The 26,396-nt window shown below is 71.3% G+C and carries 33 protein-coding genes; 12 read left to right on the forward strand and 21 right to left on the reverse strand.

Annotated features, from left to right (window positions below; genetic code table 11):
• Window positions 1–997 precede the first annotated feature (997 nt).
• Window positions 998–2,071 (forward strand): hypothetical protein, encoded by a 1,074-nt coding sequence (locus ACFO0C_RS25850; RefSeq protein WP_378069268.1) that lies wholly within the window; start codon window positions 998–1,000, stop codon window positions 2,069–2,071.
• Here ACFO0C_RS25850 and ACFO0C_RS25855 read toward each other — a convergent pair.
• A complete protein-coding gene (locus ACFO0C_RS25855; protein ID WP_378069269.1) occupies window positions 2,060–2,839 on the reverse strand; it encodes an ABC transporter permease in 780 nt (259 codons plus the stop codon). The genes ACFO0C_RS25850 and ACFO0C_RS25855 overlap by 12 nt on opposite strands.
• A complete protein-coding gene (locus tag ACFO0C_RS25860) occupies window positions 2,836–3,744 on the reverse strand; it encodes an ATP-binding cassette domain-containing protein (RefSeq protein WP_378069270.1) in 909 nt (302 codons plus the stop codon). Before ACFO0C_RS25860 ends, ACFO0C_RS25855 begins: the two co-directional genes overlap by 4 nt.
• A gap of 79 nt (window positions 3,745–3,823) precedes the next feature.
• On the opposite strand from ACFO0C_RS25860, the gene ACFO0C_RS25865 reads away from it, so the two are divergent.
• The 3 genes from ACFO0C_RS25865 to ACFO0C_RS25875 are packed head-to-tail and all read left to right on the forward strand — an operon-like array spanning window position 3,824 to window position 5,444.
• Window positions 3,824–4,576 carry a TetR/AcrR family transcriptional regulator C-terminal domain-containing protein gene (locus ACFO0C_RS25865; RefSeq protein ID WP_378069271.1) on the forward strand — a complete coding sequence of 251 codons (753 nt, stop codon included), beginning with the start codon at window positions 3,824–3,826 and terminating at the stop codon, window positions 4,574–4,576.
• Between the two features lie 32 nt (window positions 4,577–4,608).
• On the forward strand, window positions 4,609–4,893 hold the full coding sequence (locus ACFO0C_RS25870; RefSeq protein WP_378069272.1) for a putative quinol monooxygenase: 285 nt from the start codon (window positions 4,609–4,611) through the stop codon (window positions 4,891–4,893).
• The gene (locus tag ACFO0C_RS25875) at window positions 4,890–5,444 is read left to right on the forward strand and encodes a class I SAM-dependent methyltransferase (RefSeq protein WP_378069273.1); all 555 of its coding nucleotides are present in this window, start codon (window positions 4,890–4,892) and stop codon (window positions 5,442–5,444) included. The genes ACFO0C_RS25870 and ACFO0C_RS25875 overlap by 4 nt, the downstream gene beginning before the upstream one ends.
• 4 nt (window positions 5,445–5,448) lie before the next feature.
• On the opposite strand, the gene ACFO0C_RS25880 is transcribed toward ACFO0C_RS25875, so the two are convergent.
• From ACFO0C_RS25880 to lexA, 3 genes are read right to left on the reverse strand one after another with little or no spacing between them, the layout of a single operon-like run.
• Window positions 5,449–5,898 carry a hypothetical protein gene (locus ACFO0C_RS25880; RefSeq protein ID WP_378069274.1) on the reverse strand — a complete coding sequence of 150 codons (450 nt, stop codon included), beginning with the start codon at window positions 5,896–5,898 and terminating at the stop codon, window positions 5,449–5,451.
• Window positions 5,899–5,954: 56 nt separating this feature from the next.
• Window positions 5,955–6,578, reverse strand: coding sequence for an exonuclease (locus ACFO0C_RS25885; RefSeq protein WP_378069275.1), 624 nt, complete (start codon window positions 6,576–6,578; stop codon window positions 5,955–5,957).
• A 60-nt stretch (window positions 6,579–6,638) separates the two neighbouring features.
• Entirely contained in the window at window positions 6,639–7,298 is a 660-nt protein-coding gene (gene lexA / locus ACFO0C_RS25890) for a transcriptional repressor LexA (RefSeq protein WP_378069276.1), read from the reverse strand.
• Window positions 7,299–7,341: 43 nt separating this feature from the next.
• On the opposite strand from lexA, the gene ACFO0C_RS25895 reads away from it, so the two are divergent.
• Both ACFO0C_RS25895 and ACFO0C_RS25900 read left to right on the forward strand, forming a co-directional pair.
• A complete protein-coding gene (locus ACFO0C_RS25895; RefSeq protein ID WP_378069277.1) occupies window positions 7,342–7,722 on the forward strand; it encodes an RNA polymerase sigma factor in 381 nt (126 codons plus the stop codon).
• Window positions 7,668–8,060, forward strand: a complete 393-nt coding sequence (locus ACFO0C_RS25900) for a hypothetical protein (RefSeq protein ID WP_378069278.1) — start codon at window positions 7,668–7,670, stop codon at window positions 8,058–8,060. The genes ACFO0C_RS25895 and ACFO0C_RS25900 overlap by 55 nt, the downstream gene beginning before the upstream one ends.
• On the opposite strand, the gene ACFO0C_RS25905 is transcribed toward ACFO0C_RS25900, so the two are convergent.
• From ACFO0C_RS25905 to ACFO0C_RS25960, 12 genes are all read right to left on the reverse strand, one after another.
• Window positions 8,022–8,864, reverse strand: a complete 843-nt coding sequence (locus ACFO0C_RS25905) for an ABC transporter permease (RefSeq protein WP_378069279.1) — start codon at window positions 8,862–8,864, stop codon at window positions 8,022–8,024. The two genes, ACFO0C_RS25900 and ACFO0C_RS25905, sit on opposite strands and share 39 nt — an antisense overlap.
• Window positions 8,861–9,757 (reverse strand): ABC transporter ATP-binding protein, encoded by an 897-nt coding sequence (locus tag ACFO0C_RS25910; protein WP_378069280.1) that lies wholly within the window; start codon window positions 9,755–9,757, stop codon window positions 8,861–8,863. The genes ACFO0C_RS25905 and ACFO0C_RS25910 overlap by 4 nt, the downstream gene beginning before the upstream one ends.
• The gene (locus tag ACFO0C_RS25915) at window positions 9,745–10,806 is read right to left on the reverse strand and encodes a hypothetical protein (protein WP_378069281.1); all 1,062 of its coding nucleotides are present in this window, start codon (window positions 10,804–10,806) and stop codon (window positions 9,745–9,747) included. The genes ACFO0C_RS25910 and ACFO0C_RS25915 overlap by 13 nt, the downstream gene beginning before the upstream one ends.
• Window positions 10,790–11,326 carry a sigma-70 family RNA polymerase sigma factor gene (locus tag ACFO0C_RS25920; protein ID WP_378069282.1) on the reverse strand — a complete coding sequence of 179 codons (537 nt, stop codon included), beginning with the start codon at window positions 11,324–11,326 and terminating at the stop codon, window positions 10,790–10,792. The genes ACFO0C_RS25915 and ACFO0C_RS25920 overlap by 17 nt, the downstream gene beginning before the upstream one ends.
• Before the next feature lie 18 nt (window positions 11,327–11,344).
• Window positions 11,345–12,070, reverse strand: coding sequence for an alpha/beta hydrolase (locus ACFO0C_RS25925; RefSeq protein WP_378069283.1), 726 nt, complete (start codon window positions 12,068–12,070; stop codon window positions 11,345–11,347).
• Between the two features lie 37 nt (window positions 12,071–12,107).
• A complete protein-coding gene (locus ACFO0C_RS25930) occupies window positions 12,108–12,332 on the reverse strand; it encodes a DNA-binding protein (protein WP_378069284.1) in 225 nt (74 codons plus the stop codon).
• 26 nt (window positions 12,333–12,358) lie between these two features.
• Window positions 12,359–13,024, reverse strand: a complete 666-nt coding sequence (locus ACFO0C_RS25935) for a DUF6882 domain-containing protein (protein WP_378069285.1) — start codon at window positions 13,022–13,024, stop codon at window positions 12,359–12,361.
• A 90-nt stretch (window positions 13,025–13,114) separates the two neighbouring features.
• On the reverse strand, window positions 13,115–14,641 hold the full coding sequence (locus tag ACFO0C_RS25940) for an alpha/beta hydrolase (protein WP_378069286.1): 1,527 nt from the start codon (window positions 14,639–14,641) through the stop codon (window positions 13,115–13,117).
• Between the two features lie 94 nt (window positions 14,642–14,735).
• Window positions 14,736–14,948 carry a hypothetical protein gene (locus ACFO0C_RS25945; RefSeq protein WP_378069287.1) on the reverse strand — a complete coding sequence of 71 codons (213 nt, stop codon included), beginning with the start codon at window positions 14,946–14,948 and terminating at the stop codon, window positions 14,736–14,738.
• Window positions 14,949–15,203: 255 nt separating this feature from the next.
• Window positions 15,204–16,079: a hypothetical protein gene (locus ACFO0C_RS25950; RefSeq protein ID WP_378069288.1), complete on the reverse strand. Its 876-nt coding sequence runs from the start codon at window positions 16,077–16,079 to the stop codon at window positions 15,204–15,206.
• 33 nt (window positions 16,080–16,112) lie between these two features.
• The gene (locus tag ACFO0C_RS25955) at window positions 16,113–16,769 is read right to left on the reverse strand and encodes a hypothetical protein (protein ID WP_378069289.1); all 657 of its coding nucleotides are present in this window, start codon (window positions 16,767–16,769) and stop codon (window positions 16,113–16,115) included.
• A 60-nt stretch (window positions 16,770–16,829) separates the two neighbouring features.
• On the reverse strand, window positions 16,830–17,699 hold the full coding sequence (locus tag ACFO0C_RS25960; RefSeq protein ID WP_378069290.1) for a LysR family transcriptional regulator: 870 nt from the start codon (window positions 17,697–17,699) through the stop codon (window positions 16,830–16,832).
• Window positions 17,700–17,768: 69 nt separating this feature from the next.
• Here ACFO0C_RS25960 and ACFO0C_RS25965 point away from each other — a divergent pair, with 69 nt between their 5' ends.
• The 3 genes from ACFO0C_RS25965 to ACFO0C_RS25975 are packed head-to-tail and all read left to right on the forward strand — an operon-like array spanning window position 17,769 to window position 20,276.
• A complete protein-coding gene (locus ACFO0C_RS25965) occupies window positions 17,769–18,665 on the forward strand; it encodes an EamA family transporter (protein WP_378069291.1) in 897 nt (298 codons plus the stop codon).
• Window positions 18,658–19,644, forward strand: coding sequence for a phosphotransferase family protein (locus tag ACFO0C_RS25970; RefSeq protein ID WP_378069292.1), 987 nt, complete (start codon window positions 18,658–18,660; stop codon window positions 19,642–19,644). The genes ACFO0C_RS25965 and ACFO0C_RS25970 overlap by 8 nt, the downstream gene beginning before the upstream one ends.
• A complete protein-coding gene (locus ACFO0C_RS25975; RefSeq protein ID WP_378069293.1) occupies window positions 19,641–20,276 on the forward strand; it encodes a class I SAM-dependent methyltransferase in 636 nt (211 codons plus the stop codon). Before ACFO0C_RS25970 ends, ACFO0C_RS25975 begins: the two co-directional genes overlap by 4 nt.
• Here ACFO0C_RS25975 and ACFO0C_RS25980 read toward each other — a convergent pair whose 3' ends face one another.
• From ACFO0C_RS25980 to ACFO0C_RS25990, 3 genes are read right to left on the reverse strand one after another with little or no spacing between them, the layout of a single operon-like run.
• Window positions 20,277–20,864, reverse strand: coding sequence for a TetR/AcrR family transcriptional regulator (locus ACFO0C_RS25980; RefSeq protein WP_378069294.1), 588 nt, complete (start codon window positions 20,862–20,864; stop codon window positions 20,277–20,279).
• A 13-nt stretch (window positions 20,865–20,877) separates the two neighbouring features.
• Window positions 20,878–22,380, reverse strand: coding sequence for an MFS transporter (locus ACFO0C_RS25985; protein ID WP_378069295.1), 1,503 nt, complete (start codon window positions 22,378–22,380; stop codon window positions 20,878–20,880).
• Between the two features lie 45 nt (window positions 22,381–22,425).
• The gene (locus ACFO0C_RS25990) at window positions 22,426–22,848 is read right to left on the reverse strand and encodes a hypothetical protein (RefSeq protein WP_378069296.1); all 423 of its coding nucleotides are present in this window, start codon (window positions 22,846–22,848) and stop codon (window positions 22,426–22,428) included.
• A gap of 136 nt (window positions 22,849–22,984) precedes the next feature.
• Here ACFO0C_RS25990 and ACFO0C_RS25995 point away from each other — a divergent pair, with 136 nt between their 5' ends.
• On the forward strand, window positions 22,985–23,605 hold the full coding sequence (locus tag ACFO0C_RS25995; protein ID WP_378069297.1) for an acyl-CoA-like ligand-binding transcription factor: 621 nt from the start codon (window positions 22,985–22,987) through the stop codon (window positions 23,603–23,605).
• 72 nt (window positions 23,606–23,677) lie between these two features.
• Window positions 23,678–25,198: an FAD-dependent monooxygenase gene (locus ACFO0C_RS26000; RefSeq protein ID WP_378069298.1), complete on the forward strand. Its 1,521-nt coding sequence runs from the start codon at window positions 23,678–23,680 to the stop codon at window positions 25,196–25,198.
• A gap of 88 nt (window positions 25,199–25,286) precedes the next feature.
• On the opposite strand, the gene ACFO0C_RS26005 is transcribed toward ACFO0C_RS26000, so the two are convergent.
• Window positions 25,287–25,730, reverse strand: coding sequence for an NUDIX hydrolase (locus ACFO0C_RS26005; RefSeq protein ID WP_378069299.1), 444 nt, complete (start codon window positions 25,728–25,730; stop codon window positions 25,287–25,289).
• A gap of 136 nt (window positions 25,731–25,866) precedes the next feature.
• Between ACFO0C_RS26005 and ACFO0C_RS26010 the strand changes: the two genes are divergently transcribed.
• Window positions 25,867–26,364: a hypothetical protein gene (locus ACFO0C_RS26010; RefSeq protein ID WP_378069300.1), complete on the forward strand. Its 498-nt coding sequence runs from the start codon at window positions 25,867–25,869 to the stop codon at window positions 26,362–26,364.
• Window positions 26,365–26,396: the final 32 nt, after the last annotated feature.

Consider the following 26,396-nt stretch of genomic DNA (forward strand, 5'->3'; position numbering starts at 1 on the left):
GGGGGCCGGGGACGATCTCGTGGCCGGCGACCTCGTCCATCACGTCGAGGGCGACGCGGTGGGCCTGGTCGTGGTCGCCGTGCATGCCGGTGAGGTCGAGTTCCTGATCGTTCCAGGCACCCCAGCGGTTCATCCGGTCCAGGGCGGCGGCGAGATCATCGTCGGGGCCGATGCAGCCGCGCAGCAGGGTCAGTTCCTCGGGCCACTCGGCGGTGGTCCGTAACCAGGCCGCCAGGTCGGGCAGCCGGACGCCGGGGACCCGGACCACCGCGGACTGGGTGTCCCAGTCGACGTCGCCGATCCGCGAGAAGGCCAGGGTCGTCCTCGGCTCGCCGGGCGGGCCGGGCTCGGCCGGGAGCGGCCACTCGCCGTGGACGAGGTAGGTGAGGCGGCCCGGGCGGCCGGTGACGACCTCGTCGTCGAGGAAGAAGTAGGCCAGCGGCACCTCGTCGTCGTCGGTCAGGGCGCGGACGCTGTGGGAGTCGACGCTCACCTTGCCTTCGACATACAGGTGCTTCTTCAGCAGTCTGCGCAGCTCGGCCATGGTCGCCGGCGCGGGCAGGGACTGGCAGCCGACCTCGTCGAAGATGGTGTGCAGGCCGTAGACCTCGACGCCGAGCTCGGCCTCGATCCAGGCGTCGGGGTCGGGGGCGGACTCCACCCAGCCGCGGCGGAACCAGTCGAGGACGGTGGCGTCGGGCAGGCGGCGCACGTGTTTGCCGAGGACACCGTGGTACGGCGAGCGATAGACGAACCAGGCCATGGTGACATCCTGCCCTGTCTCCACCGCATTCAGCCCGCAGCGGCGTCGCGGCCGGAAGTGGTCATCGGCGTCGCGTCGTGGTCCGGGACGGCGTCGTTGCTTCCGGGGCGGTGTCACCCGTACCGGATGGGCAAAGGTTCTGATGTTTTAAACAAGTGATACAGCAATGTGTCACCAACCTTTCATCTGCTCTGTTGATCATGAATTAGCAGTGGCCGGAAGGTGGGAGAAAGTATGCCGAAGCGTGTGTTCGTGCACATCGGGGCACCGAAGACCGGCAGCACCTATGTGCAGAACGTGCTCTTCAGCAACACCGAGGTGCTGGAGCGGGCCGGCGTCCTGGTACCGGCCACGTTCAGCGCCCACGACCAGGCGATGACCGATCTGCGGCAGGTGCCGTGGCGCGATCCCGAGCTCTACTGGACGTGGGACCGGCTGCTCGAACGCTTCGCGAAATGGCCCGGCGACGTGATCGTGACCAGCGAGGGTCTCGGCGCCGCCACCGCCGAGCAGGCCCGGCGGGCGGTGGAGAGCCTGCACCCGGCCGAGGTCCACATCGTCGTGGCCGCCCGTGATCTGTGGCGTACCTTCCCGTCGATGTGGCAGCAGAGCATCCGCGCTCGCAGCACCTGGCGTTTCGGGGACTTCCTGACCGCTGTCGAGAAGGGGAGGTTCGACGGGTTCTGGGATCACTACACGGCGAACCGGATGTTCCAGCGCTGGGGCGACCTGGTCCCCGCCGCGCAGCGCCACATCGTCACCGTCCCGCAGCCGGGCGCGCCGCACGACCTGCTGTGGCGGCGGTTCGCCGGGATCTTCGGCATCCCCGACGGGGTCTGCGAACCGGCCGCGCCCGAGTCGAACCCGTCGCTCGGCGCCCCGGAGATCGAGGTGCTGCGCCGGGTCAACGACGCGCTCGGCGACCTCTACCCGCACCGGATGCCCTACCAGCGGGTCGTGCACCAGCACCTGCTGCGTGCGGTGCTGCAGCGACGCGACAACGACATGCGTTTCGGCGTCGGCCTGGACCGCGCCGACTGGGTCGCCGAACTCGCCGACCAGCAGATCAAGGAGATCCAGGACTACCCCTGCCACATCGTGGGCGACCTGGCCGAGCTGCGCCCGGGCCGGATGAACGAGTCGACCAGCCCGGACGCCCTCGACGACAGACAGATCCTGAACGCCGCGATCGAGACCATCGTCGGCATGATCGCCCACGCGGACGCACTGCACCAGCAGGTGCCCCAGCCGCACACCGGGATGATCGCCCGTGTCAAACGCGGAGTGCGCCGCAGGTTAGTCCCGTAGCCGCCGGTACGCCCGCGCGGACAGCGGGATGAAGATCGCGGCGATCACCAGCGGCCAGCCGAGCGCCAGCCACACCGCGTGCTCGGCCAGCACCCCGCCGGTCATGCCGGTCGGATTGCCGAACAGCTCCCGGGCCGCGGTCGCCGTCGCCGACAGCGGATTCCACGCGGCGACCGCGCCCAGCCAGGCCGGCATCGTCTCGGCCGACACGATCGCCGTCGACAGGAAACCGATCGGCCACACCAGCACCTGCACGGCCGCCGTCGCACCGCCCCCGCGGACGCTCAGGCCCACGAAGATGCCGATCCACAACATCGAAAACCTCAGGAGCAGCAGCAGGAGTACGGCCAGAGCAGCCGAACCGGGATCCGACGTGATGCGCCAGCCGATCGCCAGACCGCCCACGATGAGGACCGCGAGTTCGGCCGCCGAGTTGGTCATGTCGGCGCCGACCCGGCCGAGCGCCACCGACGCGCTGCCGATCGGCATGGACCGGAACCTGTCGGTGATGCCCTTGCCCGCGTCGGCGGCCATCTTCGTGGCCGTCGTCTCGACACCGAACATCATGCTCAGCGCCATCATGCCGGGCAGCAGGAACGCGATGTAGTCGCCGCCGCCGGGCACGTTGATGGCCCCGCCGAACAGGAACCCGAAGACCAGCAACAGCATGATCGAGAACATCAGGCCGAAGATCGGGCCCCAGGGCTCGCGCCGCCAGTGGGCGAGCTCCCGCCGGGTGAGGATCCAACCCGCGCGCATCGTCGTCATCGGACGGCCTCCTTGCTGGTCAGTTTCAGGAACGCCTCGTCCAGGGTGGGCCGGCGAAGCTGCAGGTCCTCGACGGCGACGCCCAGGTCGTCGATCCGGCGGACGACGTCGATCAGCCCGGACGTCACCTCGATCGTGATCGTCTGGTTCTCCTCGTCCGCCTCGCCGCCCAGCAGCCGTGCGGTCTCCTCGATCCTCCCGCGCAGGGTGACCGTCACCCGGTCGCCGCCGACCTGGCGTTTGAGCTGCTCCGGGGTGCCCGCGGCGATCACCCGGCCGTGGTCGACGACGGTGATCCCGGAGGCCAGCTGGTCGGCCTCGTCCAGGTACTGCGTGGTCAGCAGGACCGTGGTGCCGCGGGCGGCGACCTCCCGGATGCTGGTCCACACCTCGTTGCGGGCGCGCGGGTCGAGGCCGGTGGTCGGCTCGTCGAGGAAGAGCACGGCCGGGGTGAGGATCAGGCCGGCCGCGATGTCGAGGCGCCGCCGCATGCCGCCGGAGTAGGTCTTCACCGGGCGGTCCGCGGCCTCGGCCAGCCCGAACGCCGCCAGCAGGTCACCGGCGCGGGTCTGCGCATCGGACCTGTTGAGGCCGAAGAGGCGACCGAACATGATCAGGTTCTGCCGGCCGCTGAGGATCTCGTCGACGGCCGCGTTCTGCCCGACCAGGCCGATGCTGCGGCGCACCCCGGCGGACCGGGTGCGCACGTCGAACCCGGCGACCGTCGCCGTGCCCTCGTCGATGTCGATCAGGGTGGCCAGGGCCTTCACCGCGGTGGTCTTGCCGGCGCCGTTCGGCCCGAGCAGGCCGTGGATGACACCGGCCGGCACGTGCAGATCGAACCCGTCCAGGGCGGCCAGGTCGCCGTATCGCTTGCGCAGTCCTTCGGCGATGAGCGTGTGCACGAGTGCTCCTTAAACTCCGTATGCCTTACGGAAAATTATCGCGGGGAACACCGTACACCTCACGGGGTAGATTTGGCACATGGAGAAACCGGACGACCTCACCCGCACGATGACCCTGCTGTGGCGGCACACCCTCGGCCTCCCGCAGGGCCGGCGAGGGCCGAAACAGCGGGTCAGCGTCGACGAGGTCATCCAGGCCGGGATCGCGGTCGCCGACGCCGACGGGCTGCCGGCCTTCTCCATGCGCAAGGTCGCCGACCGGCTCGGGCTCAAACTGATGTCGATCTACACGTACGTGCCGGGCCGCTCCGAACTCATCGGGCTGATGGTCGACCAGGTCATCGGCGAGGTCCCGCACCCGCCGCACCAGGGGGACTGGCGTGCCGACCTGACCGCGGTCGCCCGCCACCAGTGGGACGAATACCACCGCCACCCGTGGCTGCTCCAGGTCGAGAGCAGCCGGCCGTGGATCGGGCCGCACGGCTGCGACCGCTACGAGTGGCAGCTCGCCGCCGTCGAGGGCGCCGGCTTCAGCGACCTCGACATGGACCAGATCATCACCATGGTCGCCCACCTCACCGCCGGCACCGCGCGTACCTCGATCCTGGCCCGCACCACGGTCGAGGACTCCGGCATCTCCGACCTCCAGTGGTGGGAGGCGAACGCGCCGATCCTGGAGCGGGTCATGCCGCCCGGGGCGTATCCGCTGGCCGGACGGGTCGGCACGGCCGCCGGCGAGGAGTACAACGCGGTCAGCGACCCGGATCGCTCGTTCCACTTCGGGCTGGAACGCCTCCTCGACGGGGTGGCGGCCCTGCCGCGACATGATTGACTCGGGGGGACACATCCGACGGGGGAGGACAATTGATCATCATTGCCGGGGTGCTCCGGGTCGATCCGTCCGAACGTGACCGCTACCTCGACGGGGTCGCCGACGTGACCCGCCTGGCGCGGAAGGCCGACGGGTGCCTCGACTTCGTGCAGGCGCCCGATCCGCTCGACCCGGCCCGGATCACCGTCTACGAGCGGTGGGAGTCCGACGACGACCTGCTGCGTTTCCGGGGGACACCCGGCCCGGAGCCTTCGCTGCCCGAGATCCTCGCGGCTGACGTGCGCAAATACCGGATCAGCGGGGTCGAGGAGCCGTGACCGACTACGACGGGATCTACCGCGACGGCACCGCGCCCTGGGAGATCGGCATCGCGCAGCCGGCCCTCGACCTCGACATCAGCGGGCACCGGGTCCTCGACATCGGCTGCGGCAGCGGGGAGGTGTCACTCGCCCTCGCCCGTCGCGGCCACCAGGTCACCGGGGTCGACATCTCGGCCGTCGCGATCGGTCAGGCCCGCGCCAAGGCCGACGCCGCGGGCCTGACCGTCGACTTCCGGGTCGGCGACGCCCGCAACCTGGCCCTCGACCCGTTCGACGCGGTCGTCGACTCGGGTCTGCTGCACAGCCTTCACCGGTACGGCGGAGTCGACGACTACCTCGACCTGCTGCCCCGGCTCGTCGTTCCCGGTGGCAGCCTGACGCTGCTGGCCATCTCGGCGGCCGGTGCGCACGGCTGGGGTGTCACCGAGGACTACCTGCTCACGGCCTTCGCCGCGCCTATCTGGACCGGGGTGACGGTCACGCCCGTCGACGTGGTCTCGGTCGGCGGCACCCTGGCGGGTTTCCTGCTGCGCGCCACCCGCGACTAGGCGATCACCGGTCCTTCCGCCGCCGGACGGGTGCGTCCCTCCGGCGGCGGCCCGGCTCTTGCTCCCGGGCATCCTTCGGCGGGCCGGTCGGGTACCGAGGTGGGCCCGGCGGGATCACGAACGTCTGCGGCGCCCGGCCGGAGCTCCACATCCGGTCGAGCAGCTCAAGCATCTCCCCGGTGCCCATGCACTGCCGCTCGGCGCGGCCCAGATGCCCGAGCGGATCGGTGAAGGTGAGGCCCTGCGGCAGGATGACCATCGAGTCGTGGTGGCGCCGGCACGAGCCGCACCAGGTGATGATGATGGCCGTCGGTAGGCTGCGCCCCTCGACCAGATGCATGTAGTGGCGCAGCGTGACCTTCCCGCACGCGGGGCAGGGCTGCTGCGCGTTCTCCTCGGGAAAACGCGGCAGCTGGCGTATCGCCTGCAGGTGCCCCTGATCGAACTGCTTCATCGCCGGTCACCTCCCGGACCACGGTAGGGCGTGCGCCGGGGCCGGTCGATGGTGAGTCAACCGGCCGGAGCCTGGAGCGCCCGTGCTCGCCGGAACAGGACGCCGAGCAGGTGTGCGTAACCGCGGGCATCGTCGATCGCACGGTGGGTGTGCGGGATGTCGCCGTACCATTCGGCCGGCAGACTCCCGGCCGAGATCTCGGCGACCGGGCGTCCCACCACGGCTGCGGCGTAGCTGCGGAGGCACAGGCCGGGACCGTCGAAGAGCCTGTCCTTCTCATAGGGACCCTGGATCACGCCGTAGGGCGTGAAACGTCGCAGGTAGTAGTCGACCCAGTTGCCGTCGAAGGCGATCGGGGAGGCCGTGAACATGCGCGGCCCGGGAAGGCTCTGGACCCATGCGACGTACCGCGTCAGCACCTGCGGGATCGGCTGCGGGTCGGTTGTCGCCGCCGCCCACGCCTCCGGATGGGTCTGGAACCAGGCGTAGGTGTCGGGGTTGGGCGCCGCACCGGGAAGCGGTTCGAGAACGGCTTCGAACGCGCCTCGCTCCTCCCCGTCGGCGGTGACCGCGACCGACGCGAACGACCTCATCGAGTTGGCTCCGGGCCAGGGCCCGTCGACCTCGATGTCGGTGACGACGTAGATCCATTCATCCCGGTTGCCGGCGGTTTCAGGCAAGGTGGAACTCCCCCCCGTTGGTTCACGTCCGCCGGGAAGTATGTCATCCCCCTTCCGGCCTCAGACGCGACGCAGGACCGAGACGACCTTGCCCAGGACGACCGCCTCGTCGCCCGGGATCGGGTCGTGGGCCGGGTTGCGGGGCTCCAGGAACACGTGGCCGCCGCGGCGCTGGAAGGCCTTCACCGTCGCCTCCTCGTCGATCATCGCGGCCACGATGTCGCCGTTCCACGCCTCGGACTGCTGACGGACCACCACGATGTCACCGTCGCAGATCGCGGCGTCGATCATCGAGTCGCCCCGGACGCGGAGACTGAACAGGGTGCCCCGGCCGACCAGGTCACGAGGGAGGTTGAGCAGCTCCTCGGCGTGCTCGGCGGCCAGGATCGGGGTGCCGGCGGCGATCGTGCCGACCAGCGGGACACCGACCGTGTCAGCCGGCTCGCGGGCGGGCTCGGCCGGCTCCAGGAACATCCGGATGTCGACCGGGCGCGACACCGTCCGGCCGCGGCGCAGGAAACCGTGCTCCTCGAGGGTGCGCAGATGGCGGCTCACCGAGGACGATGACATCCCGAGCGCGTCGGCGATCTCACGGGACGACGGGGCATACCCGTACTTCACGGCGGCGTCGCGGATCACGGTCAGGATCCGGCGGAGACGCTCGGGCAGGACGGACGTGTCGAACTCTTCCTCGGGCAGCACCGGGAGATCTTGCCCCATGACAAACGTGAACCCAAATCGCCGCGCCGCGCACTCTCTGGGTGTGACGGATGCGGAACGGGACGCGCTGCTCGTGGTGCGGGCGCAACTCGGGGACCGGCAGGCCCTCGGCGAACTGGTCGGGCGCTGGCACCTGCCGGTGTGGCGTTACGTGCGGGCGATGCTCGGTGACCGGGCCCGGGCCGACGACGTCAGCCAGGAGGCGTGGGCCCGGGCGCTGCGGGCCCTGCCCGGCCTGCGGCAACCCGAACGTTTCGCCCCCTGGCTGCTCACCATCGCCCGCCGTTCGGTCCAGGCCACCCTGAAACCGGGGCACGACGACGAGCCCGTCGCCGAGCCGGTGACCGCCCCGAGCAGGTCATCCGTCCGGTGTCGCGGGGGCTGCTGGCCGCCGGGATCGCTGGGTTCACCGGCGCCGGGCTGATCGCGACACTGTGGGCGACCGAACCGGGGAGCCTGCCCACCCGTACCGCAGCGGCGTTTGCGGGGTTGATCTTTGTCGGACTGGCCTGGGCCGTGCTCGCGGCCTGGACGTCGTGGAAACGTCCGCTGTTCGCCGATGACCGGGTGATCGCCGGCCGGCTCGCGGTCGTCTTCACCACCGTGACCACCCTGGTCACCGGTATCGTCGCGGGCCCACTGGCGGCCGGGCCCGGACTGCTGATGATCGCCGCGGCGGTCGTCGTGCTGGTCCGGGCCCGTGCCTATCGTGATCGGTTGCGGTCACAGGTCGCGGCGCTGGAACGACAGCGCGGCCAGTGACAGCACCAGCACGGTCCAGATCGCGGCCCACAGCAGGTAGGTGCCGGTGAGCGGGTGCATGCTCAGGAACGGTGACTCCTCCACCCCGGAACCGGTCTGCGCGATCAGCGCGGGATCCTGAAAGGAGTTCATCGCGCCGCGCCAGAGCCCGTCCGTCGGCAGCAACATCCGCGACACCGTGCCGACCATGGCGACGCGCGGGTTGCCTAGCGCGCTGCCGACCGAACCGACGATCCCGGCGATCCACGTCGCCCCGAACAGGCCCACCGCGACGATTCCCGAGGCCATCGGCGAGATCGCCGTCGAGAACAGCAGCCCCAGCGTGAGCAGCGCGGCGGTCTGCCCGGCCAGCAGCGCCAGACCGGTCACCGGGTGCGGCGGCCAGTAGCCGACGGCCAGATGCACGATCACGAACTGCGCGACGCCCGCGACCGTCACGAACCCCGCCCCGAACGCGACGAGGCCCAGCCATTTTCCGGTCAGCACCTGGCCACGCCGGATCGGACGGGTCATCATGGCCAGCGCCACTCCCGACTCGACCTCACCGGACAGGGTCGGCCCGGCCAGGAACGCGGTGCCGAGCGCGGCGATCAGGCTGAAACCGAACATCACCAGGTTCAGCACGATCGACCCGGAGACCTTGGCCTCCCCACTGGTCAGTCCGCCGTAGTCGGCGGCGATCTCGGAGAACCCCCAGGCGCTCAGGGCCAGCAGGACCGTCGTCAGCACCGCCAGCGACCGCAGCACCTTACGCCGCGCGGCCTCCCGCAGCGTGAGCGCGGCGATGGTCAGCACGATTCTCATGCGCTCTCCCGCAGGACTTCCAGCAGACGTTCCTCGAGGCTCATCCGGGCCGGCTCGACGGCGTGCACCCGGACACCCCGCTTGACCAGGTCGGCGACGAGCGCCGGGACATCCTCGGGCAGGGCGATCGTGTAGGCGTCGCCGTCCCGGGTGAACGGTTCGAGCACGGCCTCGGCCTCGGCGGACACCCCGGTCAGCGACAGCCGCAGCGTCCGGCGGCCGAGCAGCTCGGCGAGCGTCCCGGAGGCGGCGACCCGGCCGTGATCGAGGATCACCACCCGGTCGCAGACCCGTTCGACCTCGCCGATCAGGTGCGAGTTCAGCAGGACCGCGACACCACGATCCTTCAGCGACAGCAACAGATCCCGCACGTCGGCCCGGCCCAGCGGATCGAGCGCGCTCGTCGGCTCGTCGAGGACCACCAGGTCGGGGCCGGCCACCAGGGCCACCGCGAGACCGAGCCGCTGTTGCATGCCCTTCGAGAAACCGCCCACTCGATCGGCTGCCCGGTCGGCGAGACCGACGAGGCCCAGCGTCTCCCGCTGCTCACGGTCACCGACCTTCACCCCCGCCAGCCGTACGTGCAACCGCAGCACCTCGTCGGCGCGGAGCCACGGCTGGTAGCGGAACAGTTCGGGCAGGTACCCGACCCGTTCCCGGGACCCCGGGTCGGTGTGCGGCCGCCCGAGCAGCATCACCTCGCCGGCGTCCGGCCGGACCAACCCCAGCATCATCTTGATCACGCTGGTCTTCCCGGCCCCGTTCGGCCCCAGCAGCCCGACCACCTCGCCACGGCCGACAGTGAACGAGACACCGTCGACCGCGGTCCGCCGCTTGTACCGTTTACGCAGGTGGGACGCCCACACCGCGGGTGACTCGGTCACGTCGCCCACCGGGTCTCCCGGGCCACCCGCAGCACCTCGTCGGTGCTGAGCGACCCGCCGGCCACGTTGATGAAGCCGCCCTCCACCCAGAACACCGCCGACAGGGAGCCGCCCTCGGTGGACAGCACCGTCGCCGGCGCCTTGCCGACCTTGGTGGTGAAGCTCGTCTCGCTGGCCTCGTTCACGATCAGCGGCAGCGTCCCGCCCTCCTTCATGAACGCCTTCAACTGGCCGGACACCGACGCCGGCAACCCGGGCAGGGACAGCAGATAGTCGCGGGCCGTCTCGAACGGGACCCCGTTGGAGAACCCCTTCGGCGCCACCACCCGCCCGATCATCAGCGCCGGCGCCCCGCTGTTGCTCGGCCACACCGCGGCCAGGCCCGGCCCCGCGGTCAGCCGGAACTCGGTCGCCTCCAGACCGGGAGGTGGCTCCGGGATCGCCCGCCCCAGTGCCTTCTCCGCCTTGGCCCGGTCGAACGTGAACACGCCGAGCACCTTGTCGCCGACGAGGAAATGCGGCTGACCGGTCACACCGGCCGGCAGGTTGGTGATCCGGGGGCTGGCCAGCCCGGTCGCCTCCCGGGCGGTCCGCGCGTCCTCCACGTCACGGATCATCGGGCGGCTCTCCACCCGCATGCTGCCGAACTCCTCCAGCTCCGGCAGCCGCACCAGGTCGGCCTGCGGGACCGTGATCGGCGTGACCTGCTCGGTGCGGAAGATCTGGAACCAGTTGCCGGCCGCGGCCGCCGATGCCCCGCCGAGCAGGGCCAGCACCCCGACGACGGCGATCACCGGGGTCCTCTTCAGGTGTCGGCGCTGCCGGACCGGTCTCGGGGCTTCGTGTCCGGCGCCGTCCAGGAGACGGGCCCAGGCCGCGTCGACGTCGACGTCCACGTCGAACCGCAGGGCACTCTCCACGTCGGCGGCGTCGCGGGACACCTCCGCGAGACGGGTCGCACACGACGCGCAGTCATCGACGTGCGAACGATCACTGTCGGTCACACCGTCCGGCTCGTCCAGCAGCCGGCGCAGCAGGCCGTCACCGGGATGACGCATGACGCTTCAACTCCTCACGAAGAGCGGACTCGGCCCGCCGCACGGTCGTGCCGACGCTGGCCGGGGAGAGATCGAGAGCGGCGGCCACCTCGGCGTAGCTCAGGCCGCTGTGCCGCAGGACCAGGGCCACGGCCTGTCTCCGGGGGAGGCGGGACAGCGCCGCCCGTACCCTCTGGTGCTCGTCCTTTGCCACGACGGTGTCCGCGACGTCCGGGCAGACCCCGGCCCGATCGGACGCCGCCTCCTCCCGGGTGACCCGCCGCCGCCCGGACCGCAGATGGTTGAGAGCCGTGTGCGCGGCCGCCACACACAGCCAGCCGAGCGCCTCACCAGCGGGAACGTTCGTCCGGCCGAACGACAGGAACGTCTCCTGGGCCACGTCCTCGGCCTCGTCCCGCGAGCCGAGCACCCGCGCGGCCACCCCGACCACTGTCGGATAGGCCGCCCGGAATATGTGCTCCAGGTCGGATCGCACGGAGGCCGGCACGGCGCCCTCCCGCTCCTTCAACAGTTGCTTCACACCAGGTAAGCACCGCCGCTACCGCGAATGTGACAACTTCCTGATCGCCTCCGCGACCGCGTCCGGATCGACGAGCTGATGCAGATGCCGGCCCGGCAGCGACGCGACCGGCCAGCCGCGCTCCCGCGCGTCCCGCACCTTCGGATCGTCACCTTCCGTGGCGTCCTCGGCCGCGTCGTTGCTCCCGGTGCGGTCCTCGCGGAACGTCAGGAACGCGCAGGGCCGCTCGTCCCAGCCGTCCGGCACCGGGATGGGCTGCTCGAAGAAACTCAGCGGCAGCCGGGGCTGCTCCTCGCAGATCGCCCGCATGGTCTGCGGATCCGGGAACATCCGGGCGATCTCCTCCTGGTCCCACCACTGCGACCAGGGCGGCAACCGGCCGCCGTCGGCCTTGCGGCGGGCTGTCTCCAGCAGGGCGGGGGAGACGCCCGGGGTCATCCCGCGGCGTGCCGGCAGCGACGCGTCGACGAAGACACAGGCCTCGACGGTACGGTCGACCGCCTCCACGACCACCGGCATGAACCGGCCCGCGTTGCTGTGTGCGACCAGCACCACCGCGGTGTCGCGGGGCAGCCGGCCGGCCGCCTCGGCCACGGTCGCGGCGACCAGCGGCCAGAACGGCGGCTCCGCGTCGGCGAGGTGCAGGAACGACGGCACGACCGCGTTCGGCAGCCGCCGCGCCACCGGCCCCCAGGTCGACGGGCCCACCAGCGGGCTGTGCATCAGGACGTAGGCGGTGTCCATCAGTACTGCGCCACCGGCCGGACGCCGATCGTGTGGATCACCGCGGGGCCTCGCCGGCGAACGTGTGGCCCTGTTCGGCCAGGGCGGCGTTCAGGATCCGGATCGCCTTCGGGCCGACACCGTGCATGGCCAGCAACTCCCGGCGGCTGCGGGCCGCGACCTGGGCGAGGGTGGTGATGCCGGCCAGCAGCAGCGCGCTGTTGGCGGGGCGGCCGATCGGCGGTAGGTCACCGATCCGGGCGGGGACGTCGCGTGTGCTCACCGCACCAACATAGGGGCCGGGCGATGTCAGTGGGGCTGCACCTGCCCGGTCAGCTCGCTGATGCGGCCCAGGTGGTCGAAGCTGACGCGCATGTGCGAGCCGTCCGGGTGCCGGCCGAGGACACCGCCCTTGCCGTCGTCGACCCGCCACCCCTGCTGACGGAGGAAGGAGACCACCACGGTCCGGTGATCGACGGCGAACGCCTGCAGCACCTGACCGAGAACGGTGAACGCCCGCTCCGGCGGCACCGCGCCCTGCACCTTCGACGGGAGGTTCTCCAGGTGGAAGAAGATCGCACCACCGTTGTAGGTGCCCCGGTAGTAGGGCCGCCCGGTCAGCCCCGAGGCGACCAGCGACAGACGGTGACCGTCGATGTGGTCCAGACGCAGCGACGGCTCGTGGAACTCGCGGATGCCCTCGGCGCGGCCGTGCTCCCGCAGCCAGCCGGCCAGTTGCAGCAGGGACGGGTCCAGGTTGCTGGCGCTGTTCGCCCAGGCCCACAACCACGTGCGGTCCGCGTGACTCTCCGTGCCCAACAACTGGACCGGGTAGCGCAGGTCGTTGCCGAACGTGACCAATCCGGCGTTCAAGTCGAGTTGCCAGCCTCGATCGCCGAGCAGGTCGGCGAGCGCCAGCTGGCGAGCCATGCCGGTGGCGACATGCTGAGCGAACAGGTCTTCGAACGTGGACACGGACCGGCCTTTCGATCAAGGGAGCCGGTGCAGTGTGACATGCCTTTCCGCCGGTGCCGACCCCGCGGGTCGGCACCGGCGGGTCAGACATCAGACAGCCGGGAACGGAGCGACGTCCTGCGTGCACCGGGTGCCGGCCGGCGGCAGGTCGCCGTTCAGCAGGTAACGCGTATACCAGCTGGTAACACACGCGCTGTAGCGGCTCGTGTGGCCGAACCCGTCCAGTGTCAGCAACCGTGCGTTACCGAGCTGGCGGGTCATCCGGACCGCGAAGTCGTACCGGGTCGCCGGGTCGTAGGTCGGGTTGACGACCAGGATGGTCTGCGCGGTGCGGCGGTTCCACGGCCCGTCGTACGCCTCCCTGATGACCGGCCAGTTGGCGCAGCCGACCTCGCTGAAGGCCTCGGCCCGGCCGAAGGTCGGATGCGCCTTCTCGAAGGCGACCGCGAACGCCGGGTACAGCGCGGGATTGCGGGGCAGTGGCGCGTCCGCGCAGTTCACCGCGTAGAAGGAGTCGTTGCTGTTGAACGCGTAGTCGTCACCGAGCCAGCCGCGGGCCGGGGGTGCCTTCGGCAGTCCGGTGGCGGTCGCCCGCAGCGCCGCCGGTTCACCGAGGATCACGTCGTAGGTGTTCTGCAGCGTCTGCGCCGCGACCGGGAAGCTCGCCATGTTGTAGAGGATCTGGCCGACGTACCCGATCAGGTCGTCGAGCGTGACGGTGCCGCCGCCGGGGATCTCGGCCGGACCCTGCCGCAGCCGGTCCCGCAGCCGGTCGAACTTGCCCCGGGCGTCACCGGAGAACGCGCACGCCGGCCCGGCCTCGTCGCATTCGGCGAGGAACCCGGCGAGCGCGATCTCGAAGCCGCCGGCCCGGCCGAACTTGTTCTCCAGCCGGTGGTTGGTCCGCTGGTCGGGGTCGACGTTGCCGTCGATGATGATCGCCCGGACCTTCTTCGGGAACAGGTTGGCGTACGTGGCACCGATCAGCGTCCCGTAGGAGTAGCCGATGTACGTCAGTCGGGAGTCGCCGGCGCCCTGCCGGAGCAGGTCGAGGTCCTTGGCCACGTTGAGCGTGCTCATGTGGGTCAGCAGCGGGCCCATGTTCCTCTTGCAGGCCTCGGTGTACTCCCAGTTGGCCTTGAGGGTGCTGCTGATCTGCTCCTTGGTGACCGGCACGCCCGTCATCTGTTCGAGCAGGGCGACCGCCTCGAGGTCGGTCGGGAAACACTGGACCGGGTCGCTGGCCCCGATCCCGCGCGGGTCGAAGCCGACCAGATCGAAGCGGGCGAGGACCTCGGGCGACGCGATCCGGGCCGAGGACCGCACCATGCCCCGGCCGGCGCCGCCCGGGCCACCCGGGTTCACGAAGATCGTCCCGATCTTCTGGGCCTGGTTGTCGGCGGGGCGCCGGGAGAGGGCGATCGTGGTGGTCGGGCCGCCTGGTCTGTCGTGGTCGAGCGGCACTTCGTAGGTGGCGCAGTCGAAACCCAGCAGAGTGGTCTCGGTGCAGGCGGACCAGCTGATCGACGGGGCCGCCGCGGTCGCGGCACTGGGCACGGCGACCACGGCGGCGATCAGGGCGAGAGCGGCGCCCGCCCGTACGGCGAGTCGGCGCATGGACACTCCTTCCGGTGGGAAGCAGGAACCAGCGCATGCTCTCACGTATTTAGATGTGTCGCTGCCTCCTCCGGTCTGCGGTCCGGGCTCGGGTTCACGACGTGAGGGCGGCCATGGCGACCATCGCCAGTGCCGCGAAGGTGGTGACGGTGACCACGGTGGCCGCCGCCATGGCGCGCAGGAGCGGTCCGAACGGGGCCAGCGTCCGCTTGAGGAACGCCAGTCCGACGAGCAGGCATGCGGCCGCGCCGGCCAGGTAGACGATCGGCGCGTCGGTATGCGACATCAGTGAGGTGGAGAAAGACATGGTCGACCTCCGATCCGAGCGATGCGCCGGATTCCCGACGCATGTGCACCGGTGAGGGTCATGACCCCGATGTCGGAGGCCACGACGCCCCGGTTGTCGTGACCTTCCCGTGACCCTCGCCACGAATATGCGGCCTAATCCCCATAAAAAGCAACATTCATCGAACATTTCGCATGGGTACGGCCGAACGCGCTGCCGGGAAACGGCCGGTTCGTGACGTGGTAAACACCTTTCGGTACGCCCCGTGGTGAAGACTCAGAGGCCTGTATGACGGAGGGCGCGCATCACGAAGCCACGGGTCGCGCGGTTCCAGCCGGTCACGTCGCGGAGGGATTCCTGCTCGGAGGCGTCGATCAGTGTGCCGAGGGCGGACGGGTCGATCTCGGGGCCTTTGCGGTACGCGACCGCGACCGCGGCGGTGACCGCGACGAGGTCACTACCGGTGACCGTCATGTCCCGGAGCGCCGCGTCGACGGCGGTGTCCTGTGTGGGGCAGTGGGCCAGTGCCAGGTTCGCGGACGACCGGGGCTGTTCACGGCCGGCCGGCACGGTCAGCCAGGTGGTGACCGTCGCGGGATCCGAGGGGAACCAGGCGGTCAGCGCCGCGGCACGGGCCGCGACCTCGTCGTCGGGATCGCCTGTCCAGCGGGAGATCGTGGGCGCGAAGCCGGCGCAACGGCGGTAGCAGTCCGCCGCCCAGCCGACCGCCACCGCGTCCAGCAGGGTGGTCTCCTCGTCGGTGTACTCGTCGTCCCCGAGGTGGAAACGGTTCACCAGGGCGGTGGTGTCCCGGCCGTCGAGGAGCCCGGTGGCGGCGAACTGCCGGGCGGGGTCGAACGGCAGGTCGTCATCGCGACGGGTGCCGACGGTGATCGACGTGAGCAGATGCAGGAGATCACCGCGGGCGGGCGTGCGGGGGTCGTCGATCAACGCCACCAGGAACGGGATCACCGCCGGGCTCACCTCCCAGCGGGTGCCCTGATGGCAGACGCTGATCGAGAGGGCGTTCAGCGCGTGGCCGCGAACAGCCGGATCAGGGGAGCGCAGGGCCCTCAGGTGACCGGGGACGTCAACGGCGGGCCCATAGGCGTGGTGCAGCTCGCCCCACGCGATCTGGTGCAGTCCGATCATGGTCGCCTCCTTGCCGACATGGTGACGATCCAGTCAGAACAGGCCGAGCTGCCCGGGCATCGGCTCATCCGGGCGCACCGGCCGGGATGCCGGGGGCTCGGGAGATGCCTGGACGGTGCGGCGCGACGCTTCCTCGGCGTCCTCCAGCCAGTGCAGCATCGGCCGGTACCGGTCGCCCCACTCGTTGACCGGCCGGAAGCCGGAATCCGCGGCCGCGGCCTGCAGCGACCGCAGGAGGTCGTCGTCGGCCGGTCGCAGCCCGAGGGCCTCACGCAGGCGAACGCGGTCGTCGTCGAGCTCCGGCCAGTCCTCGCGGATCTCGTCATCGGCGCGGGCCAGGAAGTCACGCAAGGCCCTGCCGTCGTTCTCGCCGACCGGGAAGGCGGTGGCGTCGTGCAGGCTGGAGACGCCGACGACCAGGGCCAGCGCATCCCGGAGGCTCCCGGCGACAAGGCCGCCCTCGCCCTCCGAGCCGACGTAGAGCACCGGCCGCACGGCATCCGTGCCGACGAGCAGGAAGGCGCCGCCGGAGCCGTCGCCGGCGATCGTCTCCAGCGGCTCGCCGCCCGGCAGGGTCACCGGCTCGACCGGTCCGTCGGCGGCCCGGTCGACCTCGAAGTCGAAAAGGGTGAGCAGGCCGTCGATCCACGGCGTGCCCTTGATCATGTCGAGGAGTTCCCGGTCCGTCACGGCGTCATGAATACCAGGCTGCCGGAGCCCTCCGAGGCCGGAGACGAACGGGGTAGGTTCCTAGGATGCTTTAGGCGGTGTGGTGTAGGCGACGCGGCTCAGTCGTACCAAATCGTCGAGGTGGGGTGGAGGGTCGTCGCGCCACCAGGCCAGCCACACGTCGATTCGTGGGGTCTGGCGCAGCATCCGGTAGGCGACGCCGGGCCGCGGATTCTGGTTGGCGGTGGCCTCCGACGTGATGCCGACGGCCTGACCCGCGGCGATCAGCAGCAGCCACTCGTCGACGCTGTGGGTGGTGCGCACGTTCTCCGGAGCGGGGCCCGGCGACCACAGGTCGAGCGTCGTCGTGCCGGTGCGGGCGTCGATCGCCACCGGATAGCGGATCAGGTCGCGGACGTGCAGCGTGCGCCGCCGGGCCAACGGGTTGTCGGTGGCCACGGCCGCGCACCGGGCCTCGGTGCCGATGTGCGCCGACTCGAAACGTGGATCCTCGAGGGCGCGCCGCACCACCGCCACGTCGGCGGTGCCGTCGCTGAGGCCGGCGCTGAGCGTGTTGGTGTGCGCGAACACCAGCGGGGTGCCCGGGTGCAGGGCCGCCCACGTGCGCTGGACCCGGCGGGTGTGTTTGCCGAGGGCCGCCCACGCGTACCCGATCCGCAGTTCGCTGCGCTGCCGCTCGCCGAGGCGGCTCAGGTGGGTGACCTCGTCGAGGATGCGGCGGGCACCGGCCAGGACCTGCGTCCCCGTCCCGGTCAGGGTGACATGGCGGGTGGTGCGCTGCAGCACGCGCACGCCCAGCGCCTCCTCCAGCGCGGCGATCGACCGGGACACCGCGGCCTGGGAGACGCCCAGTTCGGTGGCGGCGTCGGTGAACGTGCCGGTGTCGACGACCGCGACGAGCGCCCGCAGGTGACGCAACTGAACATCCATGCGCCCAGCGTATAAGTTCGGCACGCCGCGTATTTCCCACCACGTGCCCGGGCGTCGAGACTCGTTCATATGACGGTGGGAACCGAGGAGCGGACGACGGCGCGGCACGGCTCGCGTCTCGCAGGACGGCGCTCGCGCCTGGCGGGGCTGGCGATGATGATGGGCGGTGCCGCCAGCAACCAGACGGGCGCGGCGATCGGCGCGCACGCGTTCGACATGATCGGCCCGTCCGGTGTGGTCGCGGTGCGGCAGTTCGTGGCCGCGTCGGTGCTGCTGCCGGTGGTGCGCCCGAACCTGCGGCGGTTCACCTGGGCCCAGTGGTGGCCGACGATCCTGCTCGGTGTCGTGTTCGTGTCGATGAACCTGACGCTGTATACGGCGATCGACCGGATCGGGCTGGGTCTGGCGGTCACGCTGGAGTTCCTCGGCCCGCTGGCGGTCGCGCTCGCCGCCTCGCGCAGCCGGCTCGACCTGCTGTGCGCGGTCGGTGCCGGCGCCGGCGTGTACGTGCTGGTCCTGCCGTCGGGCGCCAGCGACTGGTTCGGCATCGGGTGCGGGCTGGTCGCGGCCGGCTGCTGGGCGTCCTACATCCTGCTCAACCGGCTGCTCGGCCGCCGGCTGCCCGGGCTCCAGGCGACCGCGGCCGCGACGACGGTCGCCGCGGTGCTGACCCTGCCGCTGGTGATCATGCTGGTCGTGCAGGGCCGGATGACGCCGCTCGCGCTGCTCTACGGCCTGGCCGCCGGGCTGATGGCGTCGGTCGTGCCCTACGCGATCGACCTGCTCGCGCTGCGCCGGGTCCCGACCGGTTACTTCGGTGTCGTGATGAGTGTCCACCCCGTCTTCGCGGCGCTCGCCGGGTTGATCCTTCTCGGACAGGTGCTGGCACTGCACGAGTGGATCGGGATCGCTGTGGTGGTGGCGGTCAACGTGGTCGCCGTCCGGCAGAATGCGGGACGTGACTGAGCAACTGGTCCATTCGACGGCAAACGAGGTCACCGGTGGCGTGTGGCGGGTCCGGCACGGCGACGGCACCGCGATCCGTAAGGTCGTCAACCGGCGGCGCGACGGGGCGGCCGCCCACCTCGCGGCCAGCGATGATCCGGGGCATTTCAACTACTGGCGGCGCGAACCGCTGGTCTACGGGACCGGGCTGGCGGATTCGGCGTTCGCGGCCGGCGGGCTCCGCGGGCCGTCGCTGATCTCGGTCACCGAGATCGAGGACGGGGTGGTCGAGATGCTCCTGGAGGATGTCCAGGGGACGGCCGGTATGAACCTCAGCACCGAAACGGTGGGCGATTGCGCGTACCGGATCGGTGTCGGGCAGAGCGGATGGGCCGGAGACCCGCCGCGGATCGACTGGCTGGCCCGGGATTTCCTCGCCGATTACACGCTGGCGCAGCCGGTGCCGGAGGATCTCCGCTGGGATCACCCGGCGGCGGAGGCCGCCCTTCCCGCGGCGCTGCGCGCCGGTCTGCGGCGGTTGTGGGAGCGGCGGCACGAGCTGCTCGAGGCGTCGGCCGCGTTGCCGCGCACCCTCTGCCACCATGACGTCTGGCCGATGAATCTGATCGGTTCCGGTCGCGGTCTGGTTCTTCTCGATTGGGCGTACGCCGGACCCGGCGCCCTGGGCGAGGATGCGGCGAATCTGGCGCTCGACACGTTCTGGGACGGCTACGTCGACGTGGCCCGCCTGCCGTCCGTCGTCGAGGCGGTGATCAGTGGTTATGCCCGCGGGGTGGCCGAGGTGATGGATCCGGCTCAGGTGCGGCGCGCGGTCATGGTGACCGGTGCGGCAAAGTACTTCTGGCTGCTGCCGCGCATGCTGGTGTCGGCGTGGAGCAGCCCGCGCGGCCGGGGTTACGACACCCGTGACTGGGAGTCGATGTTCGCCGGCCGCGCCCCGATGTTCGCATTGATCGTGGATTGGTCGGAGGCGGTGTGAGCACACGGTACGACGATGTTCTGGACCCGTTGCGCCAGGCGTACGACACGCGGGCGGGGTGGCGTGACGGGCTCGGCAAGGAGTCGTGGAAGGTCGCCGAGCGCCAGGGGTTCCGGGACCGGCTGGCGCCCGGCGCGCGGCTGCTGGAGGTCGGGGCCGGCACGGGGCAGGACAGTGTCTACTTCCAGGAGCAGGGGCTGACGGTCGTCGCCGCGGACCTGTCGCCGGTGATGGTCGAGCACTGCCGGGCCAAGGGCGTCGAGGCTCACGTGATGGACTTCCTGCACCTGGACTTCCCGGCCGGGTCGTTCGACGCGGTCTACACGATGAACTGCCTGCTGCACGTGCCCAACCGTGACCTGCCCGCGGTGCTGGCGGCGATCCGGGCGGTGCTGCGTCCCGGCGGGCTGTTCTTCCTCGGGGTGTACGGGGGAGGGGAGAGCGGCGAGGGCCCGATCGAGGGTGACGAGCACGTGCCGCCGCGTTTCTTCTCGTGGCGCACCGACGAGCAGTTGCTCGGGTTCGCCACCGCCGCCGGCTTCGAGGTGGTGGACTTCCATGCCGTCGAGGCCGGCGGCGGCCGCCGTTTCCAGTCGCTGACGCTGACCGTCCCGTCGCCCGGCGTACGGTGATCAGCGCCGGCCGGGCCAGGGGAGTGACTCCCAGAGGTGCGGATGCCGGGTGAGGTGCAGCAGGCGGTCGGCCAGGCGGTGGTCGGCGGGGGTGCCGGCTGAGCCGCCCCACAGTGGGGCGCTGCTCATGCCGTCGGCGGCGGCCACGACCAGGGCCAGGACGTCCTCGGGGAGGCCGTCGGCGGCCAGGGCGGCGTCGATGCGCTCGGCGTCGGCCCGGGCCACCTCGGCCACCGCGGGCAGGGTCATCAGCTGGGTGATCAGGGCCAGTGACTCGCGGGCCTCGTCGTCGGTTCCGGAGAGGACGGCGCGGATGTAGGCGCGGGTCAGGCGGCCGGGACTCGTGTCGTCCGGGTCGAGGGCGGCGTCGATCGCGGCCTGGAAGGCGGCCAGCTCGGTGCGGACCAGCTCCATGATCAGCTCGTCCTTGCTGGCGAAGTGGTAGATCAGGCCGCCTTTGGAGACGCCGGCGAAGCGGGCTATCTCGTCCAGGGAGGCGTGGATGCCGCGCACCCGGATCGCTTCGGCGGCGGCCGCCAGCAGCGCCCGCCTCGTCTCCTCGGGTGTCCGGCCCGCTGTGCGTCCCACGTCGACAACCTACCTACGGCCGGGTCGCGCGCGGCGACGGGATCACGCGCCACGCCAGCACTGCGGCGGCGAACGTGAGGGCGGCCGCGACCAGGGACGTGACCTGCATGGCGGAGATGAACGCGTCGCGGGCGCCGTCGGCTGCCGGTGACTGCGGGCCCAGCACCTTCAGGGCCGGGCCGAGCGAGTCCCGTACCGTCGCGGTGTCGTCGGCCGACAGGCCGGAAGGGATGTCCACGGTGGTGCGGTAGACGAACGCGACCAGGGATCCGAGGACCGCGATGCCGAGGACGACGCCGAGCTCGTTGGCGGCCTCGGTGATCGCCGACACCGAGCCGGCCTTGCGTGGCGGCGCGGCCGAGACGATGGCGTCGCCGGTCAGCGTCATCGCCAGTCCGATGCCCAGGCCGATGGGGACCAGAGCGAGACCGAGCCAGAGGTACGGGCCGTGCGCGGCCGCCGCGACCAGGGCGAGGCCGGCCGCGGCCATGGCGAGACCGGCGGCGATCGCCCGTCCGCGTCCGAGCCGGGTAGCGGCGACACCGATGATCGCGACCACGGCGATCGACGCGACGGTCGCCGGGAGTTCGGCCAGGCCCGCCTCCAGGGGGCTGTGGTTGCGGGCGAGCTGCAGGTACTGGGAGAAGAAGAACAGCAGGCCGGTCAGCGCGAAGATGGCGATCACGTTGGCGGCGACGGCGCCGGAGAAGGCGGGGCTGCGGAACAGTTCGACGTCGAGCATCGGCTGGTCGAGGCGCCGCTGCCGTCGCACGAACAGGATTCCGGCGGTCGCGCCGGCCAGCACGCAGCCGACGGTGACCGGGTCGGCGCCGTGCCCGGCGACGTGTTTGATCGCGAAGACGAGCGGGACGACCGCGGCCATCGACAGCGCCGCGGACAGGATGTCGAAGCGGCCCGGCTCGGGGTCGCGGGACTCGGGCAGCAGCAGCCGGCCGGAGACCAGGACCAGGATCATCACCGGCACGTTGATCAGGAAGACCGAGCCCCACCAGAAGTGCTCCAGCAGGAATCCGCCGGTCAGCGGGCCGATCGCGGAGCCGGCGCCGAACGCGGTGGACCAGATGGCGATGGCGCGGGCCCGCTCGGTGTCGTCGGGGAACAGGTTGCGGATCAGCGACAGCGTCGACGGCATGAGTGTCGCCCCGGCCACGCCGAGGGCGAGGCGGGCGGCGATGAGCTGCTCGGGGCTGCCGGCGAACGCGGCCAGCAGGGAGACGGCACCGAACGCGGCGGAGCCGATCAGCAGGATCCGTTTGCGGCCGAACCGGTCGGCCAGGTTGCCCATCAGCACCAGCAGGCCGGCCAGGGCGAGGGAGTAGACGTCACCGATCCACAGGACCTGCTCGCCGGTGGGGGACAGGTCGGCGGTGAGCGCGGGCACGGCCAGCGCGAGGACGGTGTTGTCGATGGCCAGTAGCAGCACGGCCGCGGCCAGGACGGCGAGGGCCGCCCACCGGCGGCGGACCGGGGCGTGCGGGGTGGAGACGTCGAGCATCCCTGAACTGTACCGACTGGTCGGTACAGTTTGTCAGTGGGCTGTTCAGGCGAGGTCCATCAGGGTCGTGTCGCCGCCGGGGACCAGCCGGTCGTCCCAGTAGCCGAGCCGGCCGCACGCCACGCATCGGCTGGTCACGGCCAGGGCGCGGATCGTGTCGCGGCTGTCGTCGAGGGCGAACCCGACCGCCAGGTTGAAGTCGTCGCTGCCGCAGTCGCAGCCCATCAGGGCGGCGCTGTCCTCCTCGAAGTGGTCACCGCTGCCGGCGATGAAGTGAGTGCGCCCGCAACCACGGCAGCTGCGCTGGATCGCCTGCCGGGTCAGGTCGCCCCACATCCCGAACACCCGGCCTCCGCAGTCGCGGCACTCACACACGCGCACCTCGTCGACGTCATAGCCGGCGGCGCCCTGCTCCCGTGCGTACCCGATGAGATCTTGAATGGTCTCGCCCGTCTCGCCGATCGCCATGGCAGACATGATGGTCGTCGGCGCCGGATGAGGTGGCCCCGCCGGGGCCTTGAGTCCAAGATGGACCACTATCTGGGAGTAAAAATTGCGCGCCACGCATCTTTGCGTGTCACGCAAAAAGCGCTACGGTGATGGCATGACGGGGCTGCGCGAGCGCAAGAAGGCGGAGACACGGGCGGCGCTCGGGTGGGCGGCGATCCATCTCACCGCCGAGCGCGGCTACGACAACGTCCGCGTCGAGGACATCGCCGAGGCCGCCGGTGTCTCCCCGCGCACCTTCAACAACTACTTCTCCAGCAAGGCCGAGGCGATCGCCTCCCGCCACCTCGACCGCAGCCTGCGCACCGCGGCCGCGCTGCGCGAGCGGCCCGCCGGCGAGCCGCTCTGGACGGCGCTCACCGCGGCCGCGCTGGAGCAGTTCACCCGCGGTCCCGAGGTCGAGGCGATGCCCTCACCCGCCCACACCCAGTGGGCGACCGGCGTGCGGGCGATGCTCGCCGAGCCGGCCCTCCAGGGCGAGCGGCTGCGCGCCGTGGCCCTCGCCGAGGCCGAGCTGGCCGCCGCGGTCGCCGAGCGCACCGGCACCGACCTGGCCACCGACATGTATCCGAAGCTCGTCGCGGCCGCCGCCAGCGCCGCGGTCGCCGTGGCCATGGGCCACTACCTCGACAGCACCGACCCGCCCGCCCCGATCGAGCGCCTCATCACCGACGCGTTCGCCCAGGTCGCGGCCGGCCTCCCGGCGCCACCCCGCTGACCCACCGCTGTCGCACGGCCGGGCGTTCCCGTCTGCCGTGACGATGACGCACGCCCCGAAGGGATCACGATCATGATCGATGTCCTCATCGCCGGAGCCGGCCCGAACGGCCTCATGCTGGCCTGCGAACTGGCTCTCGCCGGCGTCCACCCGGTCGTCGTCGAACGTCACCCCGAGCCCACCGGCGAGGCCCGCGCCAACGGCGTCGTCGGCCAGGTGGTGCGCCTGCTCGACCGGCGCGGCCTCTACACCCGGCTCAGCGGCGACGACGGGCCGCCGTCACCCCAGCCGGCGTTCGTCTTCGGCGCGTTCCCACTGGATCTCACGATGCTCGCCGACAACCCCCACTACGTTCTCGGTGTGCCGCAGGCCCGGCTCGAGGCGGGCCTCGCGGCCCGGGCCGCCGAACTCGGCGTCGACGTCCGCCGCGGGCACGAGGTCACCGGTCTGCGCCAGGATCCCGAGGGGGTCGAGACCGACCTCCGCGACGGTACGGTGCTCCGCTCCCGGTTCCTGGTCGGCGCGGACGGCGGCCGTAGCGTGGTGCGGCGCCTGGCCGGCATCGGGTTCCCCGGGGTCACCAACGACCGGTCGGTCTCCCGCACCGCCAATGTGACCGTCCCCGCGTCGGCCCTCGATCCGGCGACCGGTGGCCTGCGTGTCCCCGGCTACGGTGTGGTGCCGCCGTTCCAGCACACCCGTACCGGCGGCGGGCTGATCGTGTGGGCGCCGTTCCCCGGCCGTCCGGCGCTGCTGAGCACCACCGAGTGGCCGGACACCCCGGTCGCCGAGGACACGCCGATGTCGCTGGCCGAGCTGCACGACAGTGTCGTGCGGGTGGTCGGTGCCGGCATCCCGTTCGGTCCGCCGGAGAGCCCCGGCCTGCTGCGCCGGCTGACCGGCGGCAACACCCGCATCGCCACCCGCTACCGCGACGGCCGGGTGCTGCTGGTCGGCGACGCCGCGCACGTGCACCCGGCGATCGGCGGGCCCGGCCTCAACCTGGGCCTCCAGGACGCCGCGAACCTGGGCTGGAAACTCGCCGCCACCGTCCGGGGCTGGGCACCGCCGGGCCTGCTCGACACGTACGAGGCCGAGCGCCGCCCGGTCGCCGAGCGGGTCGTCATGTCGACGCGGGCGCAGTCCGCGCTGATCGGGCCGGGGGAGGACGTCACCGGGCTGCGGGGGCTCTTCGCCGAGCTGCTGCGCAAACCGGAGGTGACCGGGCACATCGCGGCGATGATGTCCGGCGCGGACGTGCACTACCCGGCCGACCCGGCCGATCCACTGGCCGGCCGCTGCGCGCCGGACGTGGTCGTGCACAGCCCCGGCGGTGGCGCGGTCCGGCTGGCCGAGCTGACCCGCACCGGGCGGCCGCTGCTGCTGGACTCCACAGGCGACTACGCCGGGGTCCTCGCCCCGTGGCGGGACCGGGTCGACGTGGTCACCGGAGCCCTGGCGGGCACGACGGCGACGGCGCTGCTGGTCCGGCCGGACTGCTTCGTGGCCTGGTCAGCAGGCGACGAGGACACGCTGCGCGCGTCACTCACCCAGCATTTCGGCGCACCGATGCCGACGTCCTCGGTGGCGTAGGGCGACAACCTATCTTCCTAGGATGCCTTACGGGCAGTGCGGCGAGCCGCACCTTTTGCAAAACAGAAAGGACGGCTTCGCCGACAGATCAGGGGAGAGCGAGGGTCAGGCAACGCTGCTGGTGCGGCGGCAACGGGGGTACGGCTGACCGCTCGAACCAGCCCACGTCGATCGACTCGTCATCGCCGACGTGGGCGTCGCCGGTCACCGCCCGGCACAGCAGGACGATGGCCAGCCAGTACACCTGGTCGCCGTTCGGGGCCACCGACAGCTCCAGGGCCTCGGCCGACAGTAGTCGTTCCACTGTCACGCCGACGCCGGTCTCCTCCTGGACCTCCCGGATCGCGCCGTCGCCGGGTTGTTCGCCGGGTTCCAGGCAGCCGGTCGTGAGGGCCCAGTCGCAGGTGTCGGAGCGGCGGACCAGCAGCACCCGGTCACGGTCGTCGAGGACGACGGCGATGACACCGGGCAGCGGGAGCGGGTCGTGTCCGATCTTGGCGCGGAGCGCGAGCACGTATTCGGGGATCGCCATGCGCGGAACCCTACGAGGAGTCCGCGGCTGGAAGATCACCGGACGGGGGGACAGGCGCGTTTCCGGGAGGGGCGCTCTGCCGGGCCGGCGTAGAGTCCGATTTGTTCGGACCCTGCCCCGGATTGAGGAGAGACAAATGCGTTCACCAGTGCGTCTTCTGCTGGCCGTGGTGTCGGCGGCGGCCCTGGTCCTCGTGCCGGGGCCGGTCTCCGCCGTCGCCCGGAGCGGGTCTGCCACCACCGTGGGGGTGGAGGCGCCGTCACCGAAGCCGCGTCCGGACCTCAAGGGCAAGCGGGTGCGGTGCGAGGGCGGTCCGGCGACGTTCCTCATCGACCCGGAGGGCTACCGGCGCGGCATCCCGACGGCGGCGGTCGGCGCGAAGCTGTTCGCCGACCAGGAGAAGGTCGAGATGTACGGGTGTGACGCGATCTCCCTGGCCGGCTATCTGAGTCAGGACGCGTTCCTGGCTCGGCAGGAGAGCTCGTTCGACCTGTTCCTGGTGAGCAACGGCGTGAAGTACGGCATCGCGGACCCGGCCACGTTCGACGCGTTCCACTTCGCCTGGGGCAAGGTCATCGCCCTGTCGGCCGACGAACTGAAGCGGATCCCGCTCGCCGCGACCTGGCGCATCTAGGCATTACTCACCCGAGACGAGCCCGGCCCACC

Origin of the sequence: Actinoplanes subglobosus, assembly GCF_042650585.1 — a bacterium.
Taxonomy (GTDB): domain Bacteria; phylum Actinomycetota; class Actinomycetes; order Mycobacteriales; family Micromonosporaceae; genus Actinoplanes; species Actinoplanes subglobosus.